We start from the raw sequence: 21,190 nt of genomic DNA, 5'->3' as shown, positions 1-21,190 counted from the left end.
CCTCCTTAGATAGCTTGATCAACCATATAGTTACTACTAACTAATTTACCATCATTTATTCTAATTACACGAGAAGTAGATTTAGCATGTTTTTCTGAGTGAGTTACCATAACAATTGTTGCTCCTTCATTATTTAACTCTTTAAGAACCTCCATTACCTCTCTACTATTTACTGAATCCAAATTACCAGTAGGCTCATCAGCAAAAATAATTTTCGGATTGGTTATACAAGCCCTTGCAATCGCTACCCGTTGTTGTTGTCCACCTGATAGTTGATGAGGGTAGTGATTGGCTCTGTGGGAGATATCCATTCTTATTAGTGCGGAATTTACTAACTTTGTTCTTTCATCTTTAGGGACTGAGTTATACTTTAAAGGAAGCTCAATATTTTCAAATACAGTTAGATCATCTATTAAATTAAAGCTTTGGAAAATAAAACCTAGCTTCTCTCTTCTAAACTGAGCAAGTTTTTTGTCAGAGAATGTCGAAACGCATTCTCCATCAAAAAAATAACTTCCCGAGCTAAGTGTGTCTAACATACCTAAAACATTTAGTAAAGTAGACTTTCCACTACCTGAAGAACCTAATACTGATATAAACTCACCTTTATTTATAGTTATTGAAATATCACTAAGGGCAGATGTTTCTATTTCACCTGCAATGAATTTTTTATATGCGCCTTTAATAACTATCATAATCTAATCTACCTATTTATTGTTATAGTCTCATAATCGACTAATTGAGAATAACTAGATATAACTACTAAATCACCAGCAGAAATCCCGCTTTTTATTTCAAGAAAATCATTATTCTTGACACCTGTAATTACATCTACTTTTTTAGCTATATCTTGCTCATTTTCATTTATTACAAACAGCCACTTACCTCCAGTATATTTTTCATAAGCACCTCTTGGTATTGCTAATGAAGTTTTAGGCTGTGAGAAACTAAGTGTAACTGGCAGGGATTGCCCTTTGTAAAGGTTTTCAAATAAAGAGTTATCTTCAAAAGTAAACTCAACTTTAACCTGATTATTTTCAATTTTAGGGTAAATTTTTGATAGTATTAATTTATATTCCTTACCTAAAAACTCTGTCTTAGCATTTAAGCCAAGCTTTAGATCGCCAAAATAGTACTCATCAACATTTGACTCTAACTTATATGCAGTTAGATCATCTAAATGAGCAACTCTCTCATTAGAACTTAGTGATTCCCCAACTTTTAATTCAAATGTAGTTAAAATTCCAGTAACTGGAGCTCTAATCACTAGCTCATCTAAGCTCTGTATTGTTAAATTTAAGTTATTATTTAATCGTTCTGTACTTTTCTCTAATTGCTCTAGTTGAACTAACCTTAACTTTTTAGTTTCATCAATTCGAAGACGATTAAGATTTAACTTTTTCTTATAATATTCTAGCTCATCAGATGTTTTTAAATAGTCATCTTCAGAAATCAACTTATTGGATAGTAGCTTTTTTTTATTTTTAATATCTCTTTCAAGCATTTTTATTCTGTAAGAATATTCCACATCAAAATTTTGTAAGTTAAGAGAGTCTTGCGCCATTGCAAGTTTAGTATTTTGTAAGTTATTTAATTGCTCTGTAATTTGCGCCTCTCTGGTAATAACTCCTAATTGTAAACTACTGTTTTTTAATTCTACTATTTTATCTCCTTTATTAACTAACTGACCCTCTTCAACAAACTTCGTTTTAACAACTCCTCCAGTACTAGCATCAATATAATAACGTTTTTTGGGCGTCACTTCTGCCCTAAGTAAAATTGCACTATCAACACTTTTATTAGTTACTGTGTATAGTTCAAGATCTTCGATGTTAATTGAGTAAGTACCCGTGCTAGGTGATAATGCAAAAACAACTATTGGAAGGCCAAGGAAAACTATAAAATAAAACAAAGTCAGTTTTATTTTTTTTTTATATTTCTCTTTTGAAGTTAATTTTACGACTCGATCCATCATAACTCCTAAGTATAAAAACAATATGAAAAATGCACTACCCAATCAAGAAAACCATCAAGTAGTGCATAAACTATTTAAATTAAGTAATATTACTTAGGAAGTTTTGAATCGGTTATCTCGCAAGTAAGATAACAGCTTCTAGCACAAGTTTTTTGGCAATTATCACCATGTGCACCAATTACACTATCAAATAACTTATCGTCTAACTTAACAGGTAAATCATTTTTACTCTTAATTTTGAATTTATTTTTTTTCATTTTGAAACTCCTTTTATGGAATTAATTTACTTTCAGTTACTTCGCATGTGAGATAGCAGCTTCTAGCGCAAGTCTTTTGACAGTTGTCGCCATGGCCACCTACTACAGTTTCAAAAAGCTCAGCTTTAAGATTGACAGCTTCACTTTTTGAACTTTGTTTTAGTTTTTTAAATTTATTTGTTTTCATATTCATTATCCATATTAAGTAAAAGAATGATGAAATATAACTTCGAAATGAATTTTATATAATTAACAACATCCTTTTGTTTTAAATATATTTGCAAATATTAAATTTTTTATGGTATTTTGTTTTCACCAGTAATATTACAAGTTACTTTACAACTTACCTTACAAGACATCCCACAATGAGAACCAACAACATTCTCAAATAACGCTTCATTAAGCTTAACTGGTTTACTTGCTGATGATTGCTTCTTAAATTTGTTATTCATAACATTTCCTTTATGTTTATATTTATGATTGTCAAAATATTGACCGTAAAATTTAGCAACTTAAAACCCTAAGGTTAAATATCATATTACTAAAATCTTTCCCCTATTTTAATTTTTAACGTTTATAAACTAGATTGTAAGCGGGGCTAGTTCTAATCAAAACGATAAAAATCATATAACAGCTTTATTCACCTCCTTAATTCATTGTTAAATTTTGGTTCGAAATCATTTTCCTATAGATATTACACTTTTCTAAAAGCTCAGAATGCTTCCCAATATTTACTAGCTCACCATTGTTTAAAACCAATATTTTATCGCAATTAACAACCGTACTCATTCTATGGGCTATAATAAGCTGAGCGTTATTTAAACATTCTAAATTTTTAGAAATATTTTTTTCTGACTCGCTATCCAAGCTACTAGTTGCTTCATCTAAAAAAAGTATATCTGGATTATTAACTAGAGCTCTTGCAATACATAAACGCTGTTTTTGCCCTCCAGAAAGCAAATCACCTCCCTCTCCAACTATTGACTCATATTTCATAGGCATTTTTTCTATATCGCTATGAATACAAGCAATCTTTGCAGCTTTTATAATATCTTGCTCATTCATGTCTAGTTTGCTTATAGATATATTGTCTTTAACACTCATATTAAATAAAAAACTCTTTTGCGGAACAATTCCAAAACATTTTCTAATATCCTCTTTAGCGTAAGTAGATATATCAGACCCGTTGACTAAAATACTTCCACTTTGAGGTTTTATGAATCCTAGAAGTAGATTCATCAAAGTTGTTTTTCCAGATCCGCTTGCTCCAACAATGGCAACTTTTTCTCCCTTACTTATAGAAAAGGAAATATCCTTTAAAACTAATTCACCATCTCTAAAATAAGAATGGGATATATTTTTTACTTCCATGCAGCTAAATTTACTGAGCTGCATTTCACCATTAGTTAACTCAGACTCAGTTTTGTGTAACCAAATCTCCCCAAGCCTTTCTCCATGCACTCTTGCAAATTGAATTTGTCTGATCAAATTTGTCATGTTTAACAATGGTGTTAAAAACAACATAGCAATTGAGTTTATTGCTAATAAAACTCCCAGACTTAACTCTCCGTTAAAATACAGGTGGACACTATATAACAATACAATTGTAGGTGATGCTAACCTCAATGTACCTGTAATACTGCTAACAAAACCTTCCGCTAGATTTCTATTTTTTGCAGAGACTAAATAAGAATTAAAAAGTGATAAAAATTTTTCTTCTCCTTTTTTCTCTGTTGCTGTACTTTTTACTGTCATTATTCCATTTATTAATTCTACCAAGTAAGACTGGTATTTAGCTTGAACTTTAACTTCACTTGATATTTTTTCTTTTATAGAATTTGATAATAAAGTAAATGTTGCTATTTGCAGAATTGCCAACCCTAGAACAACTACTAGAAATTTAGGACTAATAAAGTAAAGCATTGAAGCATAAGTTATCGCAAGAGCTGAATCTATAATTGAAGTGACAGTACTTGTAGACATAACATCTCTAATTACTGTATTGCTGTTAAGCCTACTTTGAATATCACCCGAAGATCTATGTAGGAAATAATCTATAGGTAGATCTAAAAGCCTTCTTATGAACTCTGTTACTAAATGGTTATCAACTTTCTGTTGAACACTAACAATCAGGCCAGCCCTAAAATAAGAAATAGAAAAAATACTTATAATAAAAAACAAAATTGACCACATTAAACTAGGGATAACACTATCAAGCTTTGCGTTTATGACATGGTCAACCGAATACTGCAAAAGTAATGGTGTGGTAATAGCAGCGGCCTGTAATAGAATGGCAAAAAATGCTACAGATAAAATTGTTAAAATATTTTCTTTCCTAAAAAAAACTGATTTTAGGATGGTCTTAAAGCCAACGTTACTGTAGTTATTTTCCTTAGTAAAATTTTCAGTAGGCTTTAATGTGATACATACACCAGTGAAAGCTTTATCAAATTCATCAAAATCAACCTCTCTGCGGCCTAAGGCTGGATCAACTATAACAGCTTTATCATTCTTTATTTTTTCTAAAACCACAAAGTGATTAAAGTTCCAGTGAATAATCATTGGGAATTCTAAAGAAAAAATTTGTTCAATTTCGGCGTTATATACTTCACATACCAAATTATAATCAGAAGCAGCTTTGACTATTGATTTAACACTAACTCCACTTCCATATGATTCACATACCTTTGACACTTCTGTAACCGAAGTGTTAAATCCATAGTAGCGAAGTATCATTGCAAGAGAAGCATGTCCACAATCAGAATCTTTCATCTGCTGAACATACGGTACTTTCTTGAAGTTACTTATATTAAAAGGAGTTATATTTCTTAAAATACTTTGAATAATCACAGAATGGCTCCTAAGTTATTATAGCTATATAACTTAATTCCTCTTGAACTTTCACAACTCCCCAACTTTTCTGGTAAGGGGTAATAGTATTCAACTTCATTATTTTTTTTAAAGTTTCTATTATCTCTCAAATTAAGATAAAGTCTTTCATTTCCATTTTTAATATATACAACACTGCCTTCAACACTCCCCTCCACATTAAATGACAGAAATTTACTTTCACAATGAAAATCAACTTCAACAGGGTATTTTAACTCTTTCAACAAAACAAAAAAACCAAACGACATAGAAGAAAAAAATAAAATAGCTAACTTTATATAAGGAAATCTTTTTTCCGTTATAGTATTAGCTCCAGCATCTCCTTTCAAATAAAATTCATACGCTTTCTTTCTGTATAATTTATTATCAAGCACGTTAATTACCTCTTGGCACTTCAAAAGTTAATAATGAGGGTAAATTATTATTTTCGTAGAGTCTTAATATTTGATAAGCGATTCCAGAGAAGCCTGTATATAGAGAAACTGAGTGAAATTGCCCGAAAGTACCACATCTTGGATAATTTTCTTTCAAGTGTTCAAAAATTAATTTTTTTATTTCATCAAAATCGATTTTTGATAAACAATTTTCCTGATTTAGAATTTTTAATAACTCAACGTTCCCTAAAGTACCATGGCATAAAGAGTCATTATCATACGGTATTGATTCTAGAATTATCTGCTGAGATGAATCTAAAAATTCTTTATATTCCAAACTACCTGTAATTCTATAGAGTTCAAAATAAAATAAAGATATACCAGGAGCTCCATGACACCATATGTTTTGTCCTTCTATTGATTTGCCTAGTACTACATCGTCATATGACTCAAACCAATTAAATGAATCTTTCGAGTAACATTTCTTTATATATTTCTCGCCATCTATAACAGCTGCTAAGTATTTATTTTCATCCGTAACCTCATACAATTTAAGTAAACTATAGAGAATTCCAGCAACTCCGTGTGCGAAGCCTGTAGTTGCATATTTTGCGTCTGGTGAATTATTTTTCCATTGCAAAAAACCATCTTTCACTTCACTATGAAGAAGTAAATGATCCCCACAATTTTTTGCGAATTGAAGAACTTCTTTATCTTTTGTTGTAGAGTACAATGAAAGGAGTGACAGAATAGCACCTGATGAACCAAAGAAGAGGTCATAGTTACGGTCCCGAAAAGTTAACGCATTCAACTTTTCAGCAAGACTTTTTGCAATATCTAAAAAATATGAATCTTCCCAAAGTGTTCCAACATGAGATAGCATATAGATAATTCCTCCAAGCCCTTCACAAGCGCCGGTGAAATAAGATGACCTTACATCTATGGTATTCAATATATGGTTGACAATATCTTTTGATTTCTCTGTAAAGGAATGAACATTGAAAAAGATACCAGCATAAGCCATAGCAAGAGCAATACCTGAATAACCTGAATACAAATCATTTTTAAGTGGGGACATTCTTGTTGAGAGATCTAAACTTGTTACTGGTTCAACAATTAAAGCCTCTTCCATATTACTTAGAACTCTTCCATGAATAGCATGAAATAACTTTAAAGCTAAACATGGTGCTGATTTTGACTCTTCAATATTTACGTTTACTTCTTGCTTTAAAGGAAAGCTTAAGGCGTACTTAATGACATCTATTTCTTTGTACATATCTTGTCTATTGAAGTTTAAAAAGTCTCTAAGAAGCCCTTTTAACGCTTTATCTTTCAAGATATTTTTAAATTCATCCCCATTGTGTGGTTTTAGATCTTGAGATGATACAGAATTAGAAAAATATGGGACATCTCCATGCGAGCACTCTGTAATTTCACGAAGAGCAATATCCCGATAATTCGGAAACTCATTTATTGCTTTTAAAAGTTTGAATGAATATTCATCCTGATACTTGAAATGGCTAAGTGCGTATGGTGAGTTCAATGCATCTATTAATTGAGTATAAGTATTTGTGTACCTTAGAACTACACGAACTTCACAAGTGTCAAAGATAGATTCTAATAATTTTGAAGATAAAAGTTCTCTTTTATGTGTCAGTAAAAGATTATAACACTCTTTAAACCCATTAATTATTGAGTCCTTATATTTTCTAAGTACCTCAGTACCAATGTTTTCATTGGGCAGGTGGGTGCGCACCGTCTTCTCGACTAAATTTGAGCTGAACCCTTTATTTTTATCACTATAAAACAGTGACTTATCATCTTCCGTAAAAAATACAGGCTGAAGGGATGAGTGTCCGTGAAAAGCATCAAAAAACTTAACGAAGTCTATTAAAGCTGTGTAATATGAAGACTTATGTAAATAACTAAGCCCCATAATACTATTATCTGAACTATTATTATTATATTCTAGTGGCTGAATTATTGTTTCAAGGTCAACTAAAACAGGGAACTCACCACAAGCAATAAGATTTTCATGATGGAAATCTGTTGCTCTTAGCAAATGCCCTAAGGCTAGTTGATAACCGTAATTGAAATAATATTTCCTAAGCTCTAAGTCTTCATTTAACTCAACATGCTCAATGTATTCCATCCAACCGTATTGACCACGTTCAATTACACTACATGTCTTAAAGTCAAAACTAGAATCAATTTTTCTAATCCATTTTAATAATTCCTGATAAGCAAACTCGGCACTTACATTCCGAGGTTTATAAACAATTTTTTCTTTTTTATTAAACTCAACAATTGTAACGGATGATGAGCCGTTATGACTATCTCCCTCACCAAACTTTAAACCAGTTATTTCAAGTTCATCAATACAGTTATCTAATAGTTCTTTAATATCTCTATTATCGTCAACAGCCCTACATATTAAGTTGCAATAAAACTTTGAAAAACTCTCAACTTTTTTTATTGCTTTAATCAAAAGAACTGGATACTTTTCAAAAAAGTATTCTTTATATTCAGAATCGCATAATAGTTTTAAATAAGAAGAAAGCTCACTATCTATCCAGTCTACATCTATCGCTTGATTTGCTTCAAACTTTATAGTTTCAAAAGCAATATCTTTTAGAGAAGAGTTAACCCCGAGCAGAAAGCTATTTTCTAAGTAGACATCCGAAATGAAACCTTTGTTACAATAAAGCTTTAACTGTTGTTTTATATTTCCTAAAGTGATTGAAATTATGTCATAAAATAAAAATATAGAATAACTAGTTTCTATTGGAATTTGATGCTTATTAATAAATTCTTCACATACAGTTTGATAGGTATAATTGAAATTAAAAAATTCAAGTAATTCAGCCCTAGAGCTTAAGTTTATTGATTCTATAAACTCATCAGAGTACATGTATTTAAGTTGTGTTGATGTGATTCCTAATAACTCTGAATATTCAGATAAGCTAGATTTATTTGATAAGAATTTAGGTAAGCTTATAGGTGCATTCTTAGGAATGTCGTTCTTTTTTATTAATTCTAATCTCTCTTCAAAACTCAATGAAGATGAAATAATTCCCTTATAATTCATAATATTCTACTACAGTTCCTTTATGAGTGACAACTTATTACAAATTTATCTTTAATGCAATAACTTGATTAATTTTTTTTTACCCATACTTAACAAACTAACATTAGATTAAGAGGTTCAGGATGAAAAACGTGGTTGCTCTATTTTTTTTATGTTTCTCTTTAGGGGCCTGTGCTGTAGATATACTTCCCTCAAGATTTATAGATAATTTAATTTATTTAACACCTGAATTAGAAACAGGTGAAGAAATTATTTTTTTTACTGATACAGGTGGTGGTTTTAATGCTATTTCTGAGGATTTAGTTAACAAGTACAAATGGAGTACTAGCATTATCAATGACTCAAATGGTGAATACCTTATGGTTGAAATGCCAAGGTACACATTAGGTAGGGGGATACCTATCGGTGGTGTTAATAACTTTATGCAAGGGAAGTTATTCGTAGTTCCAAAAGAAGAGATTAGTAGCGATAATTACTATAGTGGTTTTTTAGGGGCTAGATGGCATGCAGAAAAAATCATTTATATTAGCTATGATAAGAAAGAAATTGCAGTGCTCCCACACTTAAAGAGTGTTAACATTAATGGTTATGAAGAGATCAAGTTGGGCTTTTTAAAGGATAGTAAAGGTAACTATATTACAGCATTTCCGAGCATAGATATAAAAATTTCAAATCAAACAATTTCAATGCTATTAGACACCGGGGCTACAGCTTACCTCAGCAGTGATGCTAAGAAAGGTTTAAGTAATGATTCGAACAAAGTTGCCACTTCTTTTTTAGCTGCATCAGTTTTCGACAAGCTAAAGCAAGAGAACCCTGATTGGAGCTATATAAAAAATGGCGATAAGCTAGCAAATGAAGATATGTTAGAGGTTCCTCAAATACAGATCGGTACTAAGTTATTTGGTCCAGTTTGGTTTACACGAAGAAAAGAACAAAATTTTACGGAGTTTTTATCCCCAATGATGAATACCACGGTTTATGGTGCATTAGGAGGCTCAGCTTTAAAGTATTTAAATATTGTCATCGACTACCCCGGTGAAAAATTATTCATCAGTCAAAATTGAAGTAGTATTGTAAATAACAGTTTTAATTCATTGATTTTACAACATATGACAAAAGGTTTTTAATTAGTATGTTTCATAAAAACTCCCGTTTTCTACATACTCTGTGATACTAGGTGTTTCCAATAATCGAAAAGGGACAATTGGCCAATGCCAGTCAGTTAAGCTGACTGGCATTTCTTTTTTATGTGGGTACTTCGATGGTTTAGGCTTTATAGCTCTTGGATATCGGTTATTTTTCTTAGGTGGCAGTTTAAACAGTCTCAGCGTACCTATCAGGTGCTCCCAGTGAGTTGGAATATTACTGGGACTCATAATTGATATTGAAGTGAAGTATTGAGTAACTGCCATCGAGCTGCTTGAGAAACTGAGTTGGTTAGGCCATATCCCTTCGACTTTTGCAGCTAGGTTATCAACCTTCGAATTAAATTGTATGCGAGGAGGATCCCCCACATCTCCTGTCTAACCATATCTGGGCGCTTACTACGAAGATAGTATGTGCTATCTAGCATTGTTTGCTTTATTTCTCGATACCCTAACTCTATTTCACAGCGATGGCTGTATAAATCAACTATTTCGCTACTTGGGAAGCGAAGTCTATCAACCATCGAGGTTAATATTCGATAATTTTACCCTTTATGGCTTTACTAACCAGTCTTGCATTAACAACTTCGAGGACATCGGAAAAGTTCTATTGCGCATGCTTAGTGGTTTTGAGCTCAATTATCAGGTCATTGTTACCAACCTTAGAAACTACTTCATATTGTAAGTCAGGCCTTGCCGGTATATGCCGGTGCCTTTCTTCTCTGATATTGTGCAATCGATTTAACAAGCCCAGTAAATAGTATCCTTTATCAAACATGGTTAACTAGTGGTTAGGTGTACACTCAATCAATCATTCAGCGATTTTCATTTCATTCGCCTTATAGTTATCATACTCACTACTATCAATTGGTGGCTGGTAAATTCCATATGCCAACCATGCGATTTTGTGAGAATCCTGTATCACCATATTGATTGCTAGCCGATGAGAATGCTTCACGATTTTCATCTGAATAGGCCGCACGCCAAACAACGCCATCAACCGCTAGTAAATTTAACCCAGCCCACGTGTCAAACTCTTCTATATGGTGCATATTATCAGCAGCTTTATGAAAAACTTGTTTAACACTCTCATCACCTAATCACTGATGAGCTTGAACCATAGCACTCGGGGCGACTAACTGATTTTTATCGGGCAGCATAATATTTAGTTTATTCGCAATATTCCTGACAGACTTTTTACGAAATAATGCCATGCCAATAACAGACCAACTCATTGCTTCTAGAGGTAACCTACGCTCTCTAACTGTGGCTACTCCTGCTTGTTGAAAGCCTGGTTCAATAAGGTGAGAAGATAAAATCTATGATAATTTTTCAAACGTATGGTAATGAGCGCTTTCTTCGAAAGCAGAATGAAGTGCTTGTTCTATATTAACAAAAAATCCGTAGTTAGCTGCCTAACTCAAGATTGTGTATGATAATTCTGTTCGGTCCACTGATCAACTTCTTAACTGCTCAGCATTAGCCAATTGGCTCTTGTTATTTAATATCTACAAATAGTAACTGTAATTATAAGGATCGATTGATGGAGCCTATTCAAATGTTAACCCCTACATTAACACATATTCAACTATAAATCGCAAAGCATAAATTTTAATACCATTTTATAAAATGGTTTGAGTTATGTGTTTACCTCTGAATAGCTAGACCCAATGAAAATGTTATGAGTTATCTTGGCTGTTTTTAATCACTTAATCCGACTTCCATTTATAATTCGTAAACATAAAAACAAATCTTATTCAAGCAATAGATCGTTTGGGAAATCGATATAGGCTTTATCAATTTCATCAACTAATAAACCAGGTTGTTTATTTGATTCGAATGCTTCCCTTTAACAAGGTAATGTAATTATTGACCTTTAATTGCCAAGTTGGCTGTCTCTTAGGCGAGAAACCGCATCATACTCATAAAGACCTTGTAGTGCCTTTGTAGCTGGCTTTATATGCCATTGAATCAACTCTGTGTCCAATGAACTAGCTAACTCCTCTGTAAGCCTTGTTTTTTTTACAGTTTACGGTTAACCTTCATTAATAGTGGTCTCTCTAGTGTCATTGCAGCATAAACCACAAGTTGAAGATCTTCAGTTGCTAAGTAGATTTCAGCCCCTTTAAATTTCATTTTTCAATAACCGTAACCCCTACAAGATTTGATGACTATACACTCCTATGTATACAATAAAATGCATTGTGAACATGTAAAATATACAATCAGAAACATATAGGGTTGAAAAGTTAAGACTTAAAAACAGTTTTTTTGACTTTAAATTTAAAAAATAAGACTTAATGGAAATTTTCTAATATTAGCCATTTTGATTCACCTGAAACCCACGTATTTATTGCACTTAATCAGTTTCAGTCTTACTTTTTGTCTTTACTACCACCCAATTTTAAATTCTTGCCAGATGCCTTTTTACGTCGTTGTTTTTTCCATTACATTGATTTTCCAAGTAGCGAAGAAATGGCACAGATTATCGATGTACACCACCCTCACGTTAAACAAGATTTAGTTCGCCAAGCACTTGAGGTGTTCTTTAATCTACGTGAAGTAAACGGCATTAAGAAAAAGCCATCAACCAGCGAATTGCTTGATTGGTTAAAGCTACTGATGGCTGAAGATATAGACGCTAAAACACTGCATGATAAAAGCCAAAAAGGTGGCTTAATGCCGATGTTTGGGGCGTTATTAAAGAACGAGCAAGACATTAGCTTAATCGAAAAACTTGCTTTTATGAGCCGCCGTTAAGATGTTAATTGCGTTTTTCTTTAAGCTTCGCGAATACCGCTTACCAGTTAGTTTGCGAGAGCTACTTGATTTGATCAATGCGCTCAAGCAAGGGGTTATTTTTGCAGACGTTGACGCGTTTTATTACTTAGCGCGTACCATCATGGTTAAAGATGAAACCCATTTTGACCGTTTTGATAAAGCCTTTGCTGATTACTTTAGTGGAGTCGCTGACCTTGATCTTCTCGAAAGCTTAAAACAACAACATGCCTTGCCTGATGATTGGCTGCGTAAAGAGTTTGAAAAGTATTTAAGCGACGAAGAAAAAGCGCAATTACAAGCCATAGGCGGCCTTGATAAACTCATGGAAACCCTCAAGCAACGCCTTGAAGAGCAAAAAAAGCGCCATGCTGGGGGTAATAAGTGGGTGGGTACTGGTGGCACTTCGCCATTTGGCGCCTATGGTTATAACCCAGAAGGTGTGCGAATAGGTCAAGACGGTAATCGACATCGCCGTGCAGTGAAAGTATGGGATAAACGCAGCTACCGGAACCTTGATAGCGACCGTGAAATAGGTTCTCGCACCATTAAACTTGCTCTTAAAAAACTGCGTAAATTTGCCCGCACTGGTGCCAGCGATACACTCGATCTAACCGAAACTATCCGCGCAACGGCAAAGCAAGGCGGTATGCTAGATGTAAAAATGGCTCCAGAGCGCCACAATGCAGTAAAAGTATTGATGCTGTTTGATATCGGCGGTTCAATGGATGATTACATTCATACCTGTGAAGAGTTATTTAGCGCTGCACACAGCGAGTTTAAACACCTTGAGTTTTACTATTTTCACAACTGTTTATATGAACATGTTTGGCAAGACAACGAACGTCGCCACTCAAATGTGATTGATACCATGACCTTGATTAACAAGTTCACCAGCGACTACAAGGTGATCTTTGTTGGCGATGCCACTATGGGGCCCTACGAAATAGCCTACCCCGGTGGCAGCGTAGAACATTGGAATGAAGAGCCTGGCAGTGCCTGGCTAAATCGCATAACTAATCACTTTGATAAAGTCGCTTGGCTCAACCCACAACCTGTTGAACACTGGCGCTATTATCAATCGATTGATTTTATAAAGCAGCTAATGGACAACCGCATGTACCCACTCACGCTAGACGGGATTAGTAATGCCATTAGGGAGTTGAGTTAGAGCCGTCAGCTGACGGCTGAAAGCTGATAGCTCCCTTTACATTACCTTCCAAACCAAAAACACCAGTGCAAAGCCAACTAAATAAAGCAAACCCAGCCAGCTTAGGGTACGTAATAAGGGTGAGTGATGAATGCTAGGTTCTGAGCGCACTAAACTAAAGTTCAGCCATGCAAATACGGGAGTCGTTACAAAAGCGAGGGTCATTGCAAAAGTAAGCATTGGCCCAAGGGCTGATTTAAAAAATAAAATCACTGCCATGCCAGCAAATGCTTGCAGTAATAACCACATATTTAAACTATGTTTAGATTGTTTAATCGATAGCAGTTTATGCGACTCATTTAATGTTCTGGCGTAGCCGTCAAGCACTGTTAGCGTAGTACCAAACATACATAAAAAAGCGATACCCGAAACCAGCGGCCTTGCCCACTCGCCCATAGTGAGGGCATACATATCAATTAGCTGCTTAGCAAAGGCCACGCCACCTAATTGCACAGCTTGTGCTTGGCCATATTGCACTAATACACCTAGTGAGAAAAACACGAGCGCCAGTGCTGCGGTAAGCCAGTAACCCAAATTAAAATCAAACAAGCCTTGTTGTTTTGTCACCGCTTGTTGCTGCTGCTTTTCTTTTAGCCACAGTGAGCTAATTGCTGATATTTCGATAGGTGCAGGCATCCAGCCCATCAAAGCAACCATAAAGCCAAGCATGGCAAGTTCATAAGGCGACGGGCCCACATAGTCAACAGACGCCGCTGTTCCATTATTCATAACGCCATTATTAATCGCTACTATCAACGCAGCTACTGTTGTAACCGTTAGCAGCCCCATAATTAGCTTAGAAACATTATCGAGCGCTTTAAAGTGCCCCAATAACAAAATAAGCAAACATACAGCCAAAATCAGCCAGCATAATAAGGTTACAGAAATAGTAATAGGTAATGCGTAGTGCAGCAGGCTAGCCGTTAATAATAAAACCCCTGCAGTGTTCACCACAGCGGCAACAATATTAAGCGCAATAAAACTATAGAAATACCCAGGCCCTTTTTGCATATAGCCCTCAACTAAACTTTGCTTAGTCGCGAGTGTGTACTCCATGCCAAATCGAAAGAATGGGTACTTCAATACGTTTACTACAATGATTAGCCAAAATAGCTGCCAGCCGAATAACGACCCTGCTTGTGTTGAGGCTACTAGATGTGAGCCACCAATGGCGGCTGTAGCCATTAAAATACCCGGCCCTAGAGCATTTAATTTAGATTGCCAATTTGATACTGCTGATTGCATACGCTTTGTGTATTTTATTCTTAGTTACAAGCAACTTACAGCGTTTTAGGTGAGATTGGAAGCAGAGCAAGTTAGCAAGTTAGCAAGTTAGCAAGTTAGCAAGTTAGCAAGTTAGCAAGTTAGCAAGTTAGCAAGTTAGCAACACTAGACTACCTATCACTTGTGTCAAGTAACTCGCTACTCGTTGGTTTTTTTAATCTGACTTCTAACGACTGATATCTAATATCTCCATTTTTGTTCGGCGTTAAAACGCCTCCTACGTCTCGTATCTCGCAAACTTTACTCTTTCCCCTAGCAACTCGCTAATTTTTGGAACTTCAATCTGACGGCTGACGGCTGACGGCTGACGGCTGACGGCTGACGGCTGACGGCTGAATAATAAAACTAAAAAAGCCAAGCGTTTCGCAACGGTTGGCTTTTTTAGGTTAAGTTTTAAGGCTAGTCACTTGGACTGGCGAATTATAATTAGCTCAGATTCATTTCCTGAATGATTTCGTGGGCAATTTCCGGTGTAGTACTGACCGGCTTTTCGTGTAGTTTGGCTTTCATTTGCCCTTTACGATGCTTCAGAGATGCATCTAGTTTTTTTGCGGCACTTGCAATTGCTGGGTACATCACATCATCCTCAGCTTTTACTGATAAACTTGCACCTTCATAGGTTGTGCTGATCTCAGCTTGATGTTTGTGATGTTCTTTTGAAAGAATAATATCAAGAGATATTAGTGATGGAAAATGGCTTGCAATTTTCGAGAACTTCTCGTTGATGTGCTCTCTTACAGAGTCAGTAACGTCAACATGATGACCAGAAATATTAATCTTCATAGGGTATCCTTTTTTATTGTTACCTCACAGTTAGTATTGGGGGCGAATTGAATTAACACAAGCGAAAATTGCAGATAATTAGTAATTGATTGTAACCACTGATGATTTAGATCATGCGTTGCGGATAAAGTATGCAAAAGCCCGCACCACACGGGCTGTTCAGAGAGGTTAACATCTGCTCATTAAGTGTACGAGCAACAATAATCTGCGAAATCAGTTACCTTGACACGGAAGGTAACGTTCGCGTCTACATTAAATGAATCTCCCGCCTTCATGGTTTGCCACTGTGTTTCGCCAGGCAGTAATACTTGCCACTCTCCCGCTAGCAGCTCCATGTGCTCTTTTTGATTTGTGCCAAACTCAAATTCTCCTGGCTGCATAAAGCCCAATGTTTTAGTGCTGCCATCGGCAAATAGCACAACACGGCTCGAAACTTTTCCATCAAAATAGACATTCGCTTTTTTTACAACACTTACACTGTCAAACTGAGTCATACTTACTCCTGAGATGTTTTGTTATTAACGTATAAACATTGCCAGTTGTCGGTTTAGTATTCAAGTAGGGCTGGGTGAGAAATAATCAAGCCGGATTAGCTGTAAGATCGTACAATTGTTGTAGGACAGGCTTTAGCGCGAGTATCTGAATGGATCGTTATAATGGAACCTCAAAGAATATGGCTTTAACGCTTTGTAACGCGCCTTGCATCCAAGCTCAAACCGATACCATATTTAGGTATCTATTGGTATTAAGGGCTATATCATGGCTAAAACACTAGCATTACTTTGGGTGACCATTTTGACAGTTTTATTGCTAATCAACTCCAAAGCGGCCGCTATGGCTCAGTAAGTGAAGTCATACGCGCCGCTTTACGTTTACTTGAAAGCCAAAAAACGAAAATGAACACTTTACGCCAATTACTTATTGAAGGTGAAAATAGTGGAGTTGCGGATTATGACCTTGATTCGTTTATCAATGAATTAGATAAAAATGAAATAAAATGAGGCCATTTTAGTTAACTAACAAGGCAAAATCTGATTTAAAAGATGCAGCCTTGTTTACATCTCGACGCAGGGGTCGTAAACAGCGAAATATTTATCTAAAACAGTTTGATGACATATTCTGGCTATTAGCCGAAAACCCTGAAATTGATAAAGACTGTGACGAAATTCGCGATAGCTACAGAAAATTTCCACAAGGAAGCCACGTAATCTTTTATCGTCAAATCGGCAGTCAAAATATTGAGATTATCCGTATTCTCCACAAAAGTATGGATGTGAATCCAATTTTTGGCGCATAGCCTTCATTTAAAAGGCGAAAGTAGCAAACTCAAATCTGACTTCTGGTATTTAACTTAGAAACATGACTTTTCCCGCCAAATAAATTTCACGCCTACGGTGAGGAATTTTTAAAGCTGACGGCTGAAAGCTGAGCTAAAACCGTTAGGTTTCACTTTGCTCTAGCTAACCGCAATAAAAAACCCGCGCTGTGGTTATACAGGGCGGGCTTTTAAATTTTAGCGGCTAAAGCTTAGAACAAAGCGTTTGCTTTGTTTACGATGTTTTCAACAGTGAAACCAAAGTGCTTGAATAGTTCGCCTGCCGGTGCTGACTCACCGAATGTTGTCATACCTACTACTGCGCCATTTAGGCCTACGTATTTGTACCAGTAGTCTGCGATGCCCGCTTCGATTGCTACGCGGCGTGTTACGCTTGCTGGTAGTACGCTTTCTTTATATGCAGCGTCTTGCTCATCAAATAGATCAGTTGAAGGCATAGATACCACGCGTACTTTTTTACCTTGTGAACGAAGTTCTGCAGCGGCATCTTGTGCAAGCTGTACTTCAGAGCCCGTTGCGATAAGGATAAGTTCTGGCTCACCGTCACAGCTAAGTACGTAACCACCTTTTTTCACATCAGCTAACTGCTGTGCAGTTCGCGTTTGTTGCTCAAGGCCTTGACGAGTGAAAATCAGTGACGTTGGGCCATCTTTACGTTCAATAGCTTGTTGCCACGCAATTGCAGACTCAACTTGGTCACATGGGCGCCAGTTCACTAAGTTTGGCGTTAAACGCATGCTAGCAATTTGCTCTACTGGTTGGTGCGTTGGACCATCTTCACCTAAACCAATTGAATCGTGCGTGTATACGAAGATGCTCGGCTGCTTCATTAATGCCGCCATACGTACTGCGTTACGAGCGTATTCCATGAACATTAAGAAAGTAGCACCGTAAGGAATAAAGCCTTTGTGCAGTGCAATACCATTCATGATCGCTGACATACCAAATTCACGTACACCGTAGAAAATATAGTTACCGCTTGCATCGTTTGCTTCTAAGCCTTTTGAACCATCCCAAAGTGTTAAGTTTGAACCAGCAAGGTCAGCAGAGCCACCCATGAATTCTGGTAATAATGGACCAAACGCGTTTAATGCATTTTGTGATGCTTTACGAGTTGCTGGGTTTGCTGGGTTTGCTTGTAACTCTTCGATGTAAGCTTGTGACTTTTCAGCCCAATCAGCTGGTAACTCACCATTTGTACGGCGTTTAAACTCAGCAGCAAGTTCAGGGTATGCGCTTGCGTAAGCGGCAAATTTTTCGTCCCAGCTTGCTTCTAGTTGCTTACCTTTTTCTTTGCCATCCCACTCGCTGTAAATATCAGCAGGGATCTCAAATGCATCGCCAGTCCAACCTAGGAACTCACGAGATGCTTTAATTTCGTCTTCGCCTAGTGGTGCACCGTGACAGTCATGGCTACCTGATTTGTTAGGTGAACCGTAACCAATCACTGTTTTACAACAAATGAGTGATGGCTTATCAGTAATGCTGCGAGCTTCTTCGATTGCGGCGCGAATTGCATCTGGGTTATGACCATCTACATCGCTTACTACGTGCCAGCCGTATGCTTTGAAGCGTGCTGGTGTGTCATCGCTGAACCAACCTTCTACTTCACCATCAATTGAGATGCCATTGTCATCCCAAAACGCAACTAGTTTACCTAGGCCTAATGTACCCGCCAATGAACAGGCTTCGTGAGAAATACCTTCCATTAAGCAGCCATCGCCCATGAATGCGTACGTGAAGTGATCAACAATATCGTGGCCTTCACGGTTAAACTGTGCAGCTAGCGCTTTTTCGGCGATTGCCATGCCCACTGCATTTGTGATCCCTTGACCTAATGGGCCCGTAGTAGTCTCAATACCAGGAGCGTAACCATACTCTGGGTGACCTGGTGTTTTTGAGTGCATTTGACGGAAGTTTTTAATTTCTTCTAGTGGTAAGTCATAGCCACTTAAGTGCAGTAGAGAATAGATCAGCATTGAACCGTGACCATTCGAAAGAATAAATCGATCGCGGTCTGCCCACTCTGGATTCGTAGGGTTGTGCTTTAGATAATCGCGCCATAGTACTTCCGCGATATCTGCCATGCCCATAGGGGCGCCAGGGTGGCCAGATTTGGCCTGTTGTACTGCGTCCATTGATAAGACGCGAATAGCATTTGCAAGTTCTTTGCGTGATGGCATGAATTCTCCTACCTTTATGTATTTGCGCTGGTTGTTTATGAAGCCCCATTCTTACTTATTGTAAGGGTACAGTGCAATTAAAAATCCGCATTAAATGCACCAATTATGGGCGTTTATTAAGAACAATACGTTATTAGTAATTTTAAATGGACGTCTAGGCGTAAAATTACTATGCAAACATATTTGTTTTCGATAAAATACGCCCCTTAATTTTTTAGCGCTATTACCGACGTTTGTGAAGCGCAATATTTGTGAGCAGAAATACAATGGCAAAACATTTATTTACTTCTGAATCTGTTTCTGAAGGTCATCCGGATAAAATCGCGGACCAAATCTCTGACGCGGTTCTAGATGCTATCTTAGAGCAAGATTCTCATGCCCGTGTTGCATGTGAGACTTACGTTAAAACTGGTATGGTGATGGTTGGTGGTGAAATCACAACTAGCGCTTGGGTTGATATCGAAGAAATCACACGTAAAACAGTACGTGAAATCGGTTACACGCACTCTGACATGGGTTTCGATGCTGACTCTTGTGCAATCCTAAACACTATCGGTAAGCAATCTCCAGACATCAACCAAGGTGTTGACCGTGCTCGTCCTGAAGAGCAAGGTGCTGGTGACCAAGGTCTAATGTTCGGTTATGCATGTAACGAAACTGACGTTTTAATGCCTGCACCAATCACTTATTCACACCGTCTAGTTCAGCGTCAAGCTGAAGTTCGTAAAAGCGGTGAGCTTAACTGGTTACGCCCAGATGCAAAATCTCAAGTAACGTTTGCATACGAAAATGGCAAGCCTGTTGGCATTGATGCAGTTGTTCTTTCAACTCAACACTGTGATTCAATCTCACAAAACGACTTAGTTGAAGCGGTAATGGAAACTATCATTAAACCGGTTCTTCCTGCTGAGCTTATCTCAAGCGCAACTAAGTTCTTCATCAACCCAACTGGCCGTTTCGTAATCGGTGGCCCAATGGGTGACTGTGGTCTTACAGGTCGTAAAATCATCGTTGATACATACGGTGGTATGGCTCGTCACGGTGGTGGTGCATTCTCTGGTAAAGATCCATCAAAAGTTGACCGCAGCGCTGCATACGCTGCACGTTACGTTGCTAAAAACGTGGTTGCTGCTGGCCTTGCTGATAAATGTGAGCTACAAGTTTCTTACGCTATCGGTGTTGCAGAGCCAACATCAATCAGTATCGAGACATTTGGTACAGGTAAATTAGAAGAAGCGCGTCTAATCGAATTAGTACGTGAGCACTTCGATCTTCGCCCTTACGGCTTAATCCATATGCTTGATCTTGAGCGTCCTATCTATCAACCGACTGCGGCTTACGGTCACTTCGGTCGTGAAGAGTTCCCTTGGGAGCGCACAGACAAAGCAGACGCACTTCGCGCAGCAGCTGGTCTGTAATAGGTTAGATAAAATAAAAAAGCGCTTCGGCGCTTTTTTTTTATTTCTGGCTTATCTGATTTAAAGATAACTTATAATTTTTTCGTAAACTGCCACACCCCAGACTAAGGCTAGAATTAGCAACGCCAATGTCACTGCCGCTGAAGCCATATCTTTAGCACGCCCTGATAATACATGATACTCAATCCCTACTCGGTCAGTCAGTGCTTCTATTGACGAGTTAAGTAACTCGACGATTAATAGTAATAAGTAAGGAATAAACAGCACTAACCAATGATTCAACGACTGTGCAAGCACGACTGATAAAGGTAATAAACACACCCCTAGGTAGATTTCAGAGCGAAATGCGGACTCTTCTTTAAATGCCGCTTTAAATCCTTTAACTGAACATTTAGTTGCTTTAAAAATGCGTCCAATACCAATACCATTTGGCTTATTAACCAAGGGAATTTTTGGTTCTTTCATGC

The 21,190-nt window shown here is 36.8% G+C and carries 21 protein-coding genes and 3 pseudogenes; 6 read left to right on the top strand and 18 right to left on the bottom strand.

The window, feature by feature from the left end; genetic code table 11:
* Nucleotides 1-5: 5 nt before the first annotated feature.
* From HCZ11_RS12485 to HCZ11_RS12450, 8 genes are all read right to left on the bottom strand, one after another.
* The gene (locus HCZ11_RS12485) at nucleotides 6-695 is read right to left on the bottom strand and encodes an ABC transporter ATP-binding protein (protein WP_167658558.1); all 690 of its coding nucleotides are present in this window, start codon (nucleotides 693-695) and stop codon (nucleotides 6-8) included.
* A gap of 8 nt (nucleotides 696-703) precedes the next feature.
* The gene (locus HCZ11_RS12480; protein WP_167658557.1) at nucleotides 704-1,972 is read right to left on the bottom strand and encodes an efflux RND transporter periplasmic adaptor subunit; all 1,269 of its coding nucleotides are present in this window, start codon (nucleotides 1,970-1,972) and stop codon (nucleotides 704-706) included.
* 92 nt (nucleotides 1,973-2,064) lie between these two features.
* A complete protein-coding gene (locus tag HCZ11_RS12475; RefSeq protein ID WP_167658556.1) occupies nucleotides 2,065-2,232 on the bottom strand; it encodes a hypothetical protein in 168 nt (55 codons plus the stop codon).
* A gap of 13 nt (nucleotides 2,233-2,245) precedes the next feature.
* A complete protein-coding gene (locus HCZ11_RS12470) occupies nucleotides 2,246-2,419 on the bottom strand; it encodes a hypothetical protein (protein WP_167658555.1) in 174 nt (57 codons plus the stop codon).
* Nucleotides 2,420-2,528: 109 nt separating this feature from the next.
* A complete protein-coding gene (locus tag HCZ11_RS12465; protein ID WP_167658554.1) occupies nucleotides 2,529-2,684 on the bottom strand; it encodes a hypothetical protein in 156 nt (51 codons plus the stop codon).
* A gap of 196 nt (nucleotides 2,685-2,880) precedes the next feature.
* The gene (locus tag HCZ11_RS19795; RefSeq protein WP_167658553.1) at nucleotides 2,881-5,082 is read right to left on the bottom strand and encodes a peptidase domain-containing ABC transporter; all 2,202 of its coding nucleotides are present in this window, start codon (nucleotides 5,080-5,082) and stop codon (nucleotides 2,881-2,883) included.
* Complete coding sequence (locus HCZ11_RS12455; RefSeq protein WP_167658552.1) at nucleotides 5,079-5,495, bottom strand: hypothetical protein; 417 nt, start codon at nucleotides 5,493-5,495, stop codon at nucleotides 5,079-5,081. Before HCZ11_RS12455 ends, HCZ11_RS19795 begins: the two co-directional genes overlap by 4 nt.
* Before the next feature lies 1 nt (nucleotide 5,496).
* Entirely contained in the window at nucleotides 5,497-8,583 is a 3,087-nt protein-coding gene (locus HCZ11_RS12450; protein ID WP_167658551.1) for a type 2 lanthipeptide synthetase LanM family protein, read from the bottom strand.
* Nucleotides 8,584-8,705: 122 nt separating this feature from the next.
* Between HCZ11_RS12450 and HCZ11_RS12445 the strand changes: the two genes are divergently transcribed.
* Nucleotides 8,706-9,650, top strand: a complete 945-nt coding sequence (locus HCZ11_RS12445) for a hypothetical protein (RefSeq protein WP_167658550.1) — start codon at nucleotides 8,706-8,708, stop codon at nucleotides 9,648-9,650.
* Nucleotides 9,651-9,713: 63 nt separating this feature from the next.
* Here the strand turns inward: HCZ11_RS12445 and HCZ11_RS19555 are convergent, their stop codons facing one another.
* The 5 genes and pseudogenes from HCZ11_RS19555 to HCZ11_RS19665 all read right to left on the bottom strand — a co-directional run.
* The gene (locus HCZ11_RS19555) at nucleotides 9,714-9,998 is read right to left on the bottom strand and encodes a hypothetical protein (RefSeq protein WP_217702835.1); all 285 of its coding nucleotides are present in this window, start codon (nucleotides 9,996-9,998) and stop codon (nucleotides 9,714-9,716) included.
* A gap of 53 nt (nucleotides 9,999-10,051) precedes the next feature.
* Complete coding sequence (locus tag HCZ11_RS19790; protein WP_217702834.1) at nucleotides 10,052-10,255, bottom strand: transposase; 204 nt, start codon at nucleotides 10,253-10,255, stop codon at nucleotides 10,052-10,054.
* A 339-nt stretch (nucleotides 10,256-10,594) separates the two neighbouring features.
* On the bottom strand, nucleotides 10,595-10,783 hold the full coding sequence (locus HCZ11_RS19545; protein ID WP_217702833.1) for a hypothetical protein: 189 nt from the start codon (nucleotides 10,781-10,783) through the stop codon (nucleotides 10,595-10,597).
* Between the two features lie 48 nt (nucleotides 10,784-10,831).
* Nucleotides 10,832-11,032, bottom strand: a complete 201-nt coding sequence (locus HCZ11_RS19785) for a transposase domain-containing protein (RefSeq protein WP_368484051.1) — start codon at nucleotides 11,030-11,032, stop codon at nucleotides 10,832-10,834.
* A 455-nt stretch (nucleotides 11,033-11,487) separates the two neighbouring features.
* Nucleotides 11,488-11,867 (bottom strand): annotated as a pseudogene (locus tag HCZ11_RS19665) (ATP-binding protein); the annotation flags it as partial.
* Nucleotides 11,868-12,143: 276 nt separating this feature from the next.
* Here HCZ11_RS19665 and HCZ11_RS12435 point away from each other — a divergent pair.
* Nucleotides 12,144-12,491: pseudogene (locus HCZ11_RS12435) on the top strand (ATP-binding protein); the annotation flags it as partial.
* Nucleotide 12,492: 1 nt separating this feature from the next.
* Entirely contained in the window at nucleotides 12,493-13,680 is a 1,188-nt protein-coding gene (locus HCZ11_RS12430) for a VWA domain-containing protein (RefSeq protein ID WP_167658549.1), read from the top strand.
* A 36-nt stretch (nucleotides 13,681-13,716) separates the two neighbouring features.
* Here the strand turns inward: HCZ11_RS12430 and HCZ11_RS12425 are convergent, their stop codons facing one another.
* From HCZ11_RS12425 to HCZ11_RS12415, 3 genes are all read right to left on the bottom strand, one after another.
* Entirely contained in the window at nucleotides 13,717-14,964 is a 1,248-nt protein-coding gene (locus HCZ11_RS12425) for an NRAMP family divalent metal transporter (protein WP_167658548.1), read from the bottom strand.
* A gap of 465 nt (nucleotides 14,965-15,429) precedes the next feature.
* Nucleotides 15,430-15,786, bottom strand: coding sequence for a ribosome-associated translation inhibitor RaiA (raiA, locus tag HCZ11_RS12420; RefSeq protein WP_130050692.1), 357 nt, complete (start codon nucleotides 15,784-15,786; stop codon nucleotides 15,430-15,432).
* Between the two features lie 182 nt (nucleotides 15,787-15,968).
* Nucleotides 15,969-16,280 (bottom strand): pyrimidine/purine nucleoside phosphorylase, encoded by a 312-nt coding sequence (locus HCZ11_RS12415; RefSeq protein WP_130050691.1) that lies wholly within the window; start codon nucleotides 16,278-16,280, stop codon nucleotides 15,969-15,971.
* Nucleotides 16,281-16,562: 282 nt separating this feature from the next.
* Here HCZ11_RS12415 and HCZ11_RS12410 point away from each other — a divergent pair, with 282 nt between their 5' ends.
* Together HCZ11_RS12410 and HCZ11_RS12405 are read left to right on the top strand one after the other, a co-directional pair.
* Nucleotides 16,563-16,787 carry a type II toxin-antitoxin system ParD family antitoxin gene (locus HCZ11_RS12410; RefSeq protein ID WP_368484050.1) on the top strand — a complete coding sequence of 75 codons (225 nt, stop codon included), beginning with the start codon at nucleotides 16,563-16,565 and terminating at the stop codon, nucleotides 16,785-16,787.
* A gap of 23 nt (nucleotides 16,788-16,810) precedes the next feature.
* Nucleotides 16,811-17,083 (top strand): annotated as a pseudogene (locus HCZ11_RS12405) (type II toxin-antitoxin system RelE/ParE family toxin); the annotation flags it as partial.
* 230 nt (nucleotides 17,084-17,313) lie between these two features.
* On the opposite strand, the gene tkt reads toward HCZ11_RS12405, so the two are convergent.
* Nucleotides 17,314-19,305 carry a transketolase gene (tkt, locus tag HCZ11_RS12400; RefSeq protein ID WP_130050689.1) on the bottom strand — a complete coding sequence of 664 codons (1,992 nt, stop codon included), beginning with the start codon at nucleotides 19,303-19,305 and terminating at the stop codon, nucleotides 17,314-17,316.
* A 266-nt stretch (nucleotides 19,306-19,571) separates the two neighbouring features.
* On the opposite strand from tkt, the gene metK reads away from it, so the two are divergent.
* Nucleotides 19,572-20,723: a methionine adenosyltransferase gene (gene metK, locus HCZ11_RS12395; RefSeq protein WP_130050688.1), complete on the top strand. Its 1,152-nt coding sequence runs from the start codon at nucleotides 19,572-19,574 to the stop codon at nucleotides 20,721-20,723.
* 60 nt (nucleotides 20,724-20,783) lie between these two features.
* Here the strand turns inward: metK and HCZ11_RS12390 are convergent, their stop codons facing one another.
* Nucleotides 20,784-21,188, bottom strand: coding sequence for a diacylglycerol kinase (locus tag HCZ11_RS12390; RefSeq protein ID WP_130050687.1), 405 nt, complete (start codon nucleotides 21,186-21,188; stop codon nucleotides 20,784-20,786).
* Nucleotides 21,189-21,190 lie beyond the last annotated feature (2 nt).

This window comes from Pseudoalteromonas sp. HF66 (genome assembly GCF_011806445.1).
In the GTDB taxonomy this organism is placed as follows: Bacteria; Pseudomonadota; Gammaproteobacteria; order Enterobacterales; family Alteromonadaceae; genus Pseudoalteromonas; species Pseudoalteromonas apostichopi.
The sequence above is the reverse complement of the archived record's forward strand: the minus strand, read 5'-3'. Positions and strand labels throughout refer to the sequence as shown.

Bases quoted from the DNA above. Each gene is read 5' to 3' on its own strand.
- HCZ11_RS12415 (WP_130050691.1), bottom strand. From the start codon at position 16,280: ATGACTCAGTTTGACAGTGTAAGTGTTGTAAAAAAAGCGAATGTCTAT.
- HCZ11_RS12390 (WP_130050687.1), bottom strand. From the start codon at position 21,188: ATGAAAGAACCAAAAATTCCCTTGGTTAATAAGCCAAATGGTATTGGT.
- HCZ11_RS12470 (WP_167658555.1), bottom strand. From the start codon at position 2,419: ATGAAAACAAATAAATTTAAAAAACTAAAACAAAGTTCAAAAAGTGAA.
- HCZ11_RS19555 (WP_217702835.1), bottom strand. From the start codon at position 9,998: ATGGCAGTTACTCAATACTTCACTTCAATATCAATTATGAGTCCCAGT.
- HCZ11_RS19790 (WP_217702834.1), bottom strand. From the start codon at position 10,255: ATGGTTGATAGACTTCGCTTCCCAAGTAGCGAAATAGTTGATTTATAC.
- HCZ11_RS19545 (WP_217702833.1), bottom strand. From the start codon at position 10,783: ATGCACCATATAGAAGAGTTTGACACGTGGGCTGGGTTAAATTTACTA.
- HCZ11_RS12480 (WP_167658557.1), bottom strand. From the start codon at position 1,972: ATGGATCGAGTCGTAAAATTAACTTCAAAAGAGAAATATAAAAAAAAA.
- metK (WP_130050688.1), top strand. From the start codon at position 19,572: ATGGCAAAACATTTATTTACTTCTGAATCTGTTTCTGAAGGTCATCCG.
- HCZ11_RS12450 (WP_167658551.1), bottom strand. From the start codon at position 8,583: ATGAATTATAAGGGAATTATTTCATCTTCATTGAGTTTTGAAGAGAGA.
- HCZ11_RS12430 (WP_167658549.1), top strand. From the start codon at position 12,493: ATGTTAATTGCGTTTTTCTTTAAGCTTCGCGAATACCGCTTACCAGTT.
- raiA (WP_130050692.1), bottom strand. From the start codon at position 15,786: ATGAAGATTAATATTTCTGGTCATCATGTTGACGTTACTGACTCTGTA.
- HCZ11_RS12425 (WP_167658548.1), bottom strand. From the start codon at position 14,964: ATGCAATCAGCAGTATCAAATTGGCAATCTAAATTAAATGCTCTAGGG.
- HCZ11_RS12445 (WP_167658550.1), top strand. From the start codon at position 8,706: ATGAAAAACGTGGTTGCTCTATTTTTTTTATGTTTCTCTTTAGGGGCC.
- HCZ11_RS12485 (WP_167658558.1), bottom strand. From the start codon at position 695: ATGATAGTTATTAAAGGCGCATATAAAAAATTCATTGCAGGTGAAATA.
- tkt (WP_130050689.1), bottom strand. From the start codon at position 19,305: ATGCCATCACGCAAAGAACTTGCAAATGCTATTCGCGTCTTATCAATG.
- HCZ11_RS12465 (WP_167658554.1), bottom strand. From the start codon at position 2,684: ATGAATAACAAATTTAAGAAGCAATCATCAGCAAGTAAACCAGTTAAG.
- HCZ11_RS12475 (WP_167658556.1), bottom strand. From the start codon at position 2,232: ATGAAAAAAAATAAATTCAAAATTAAGAGTAAAAATGATTTACCTGTT.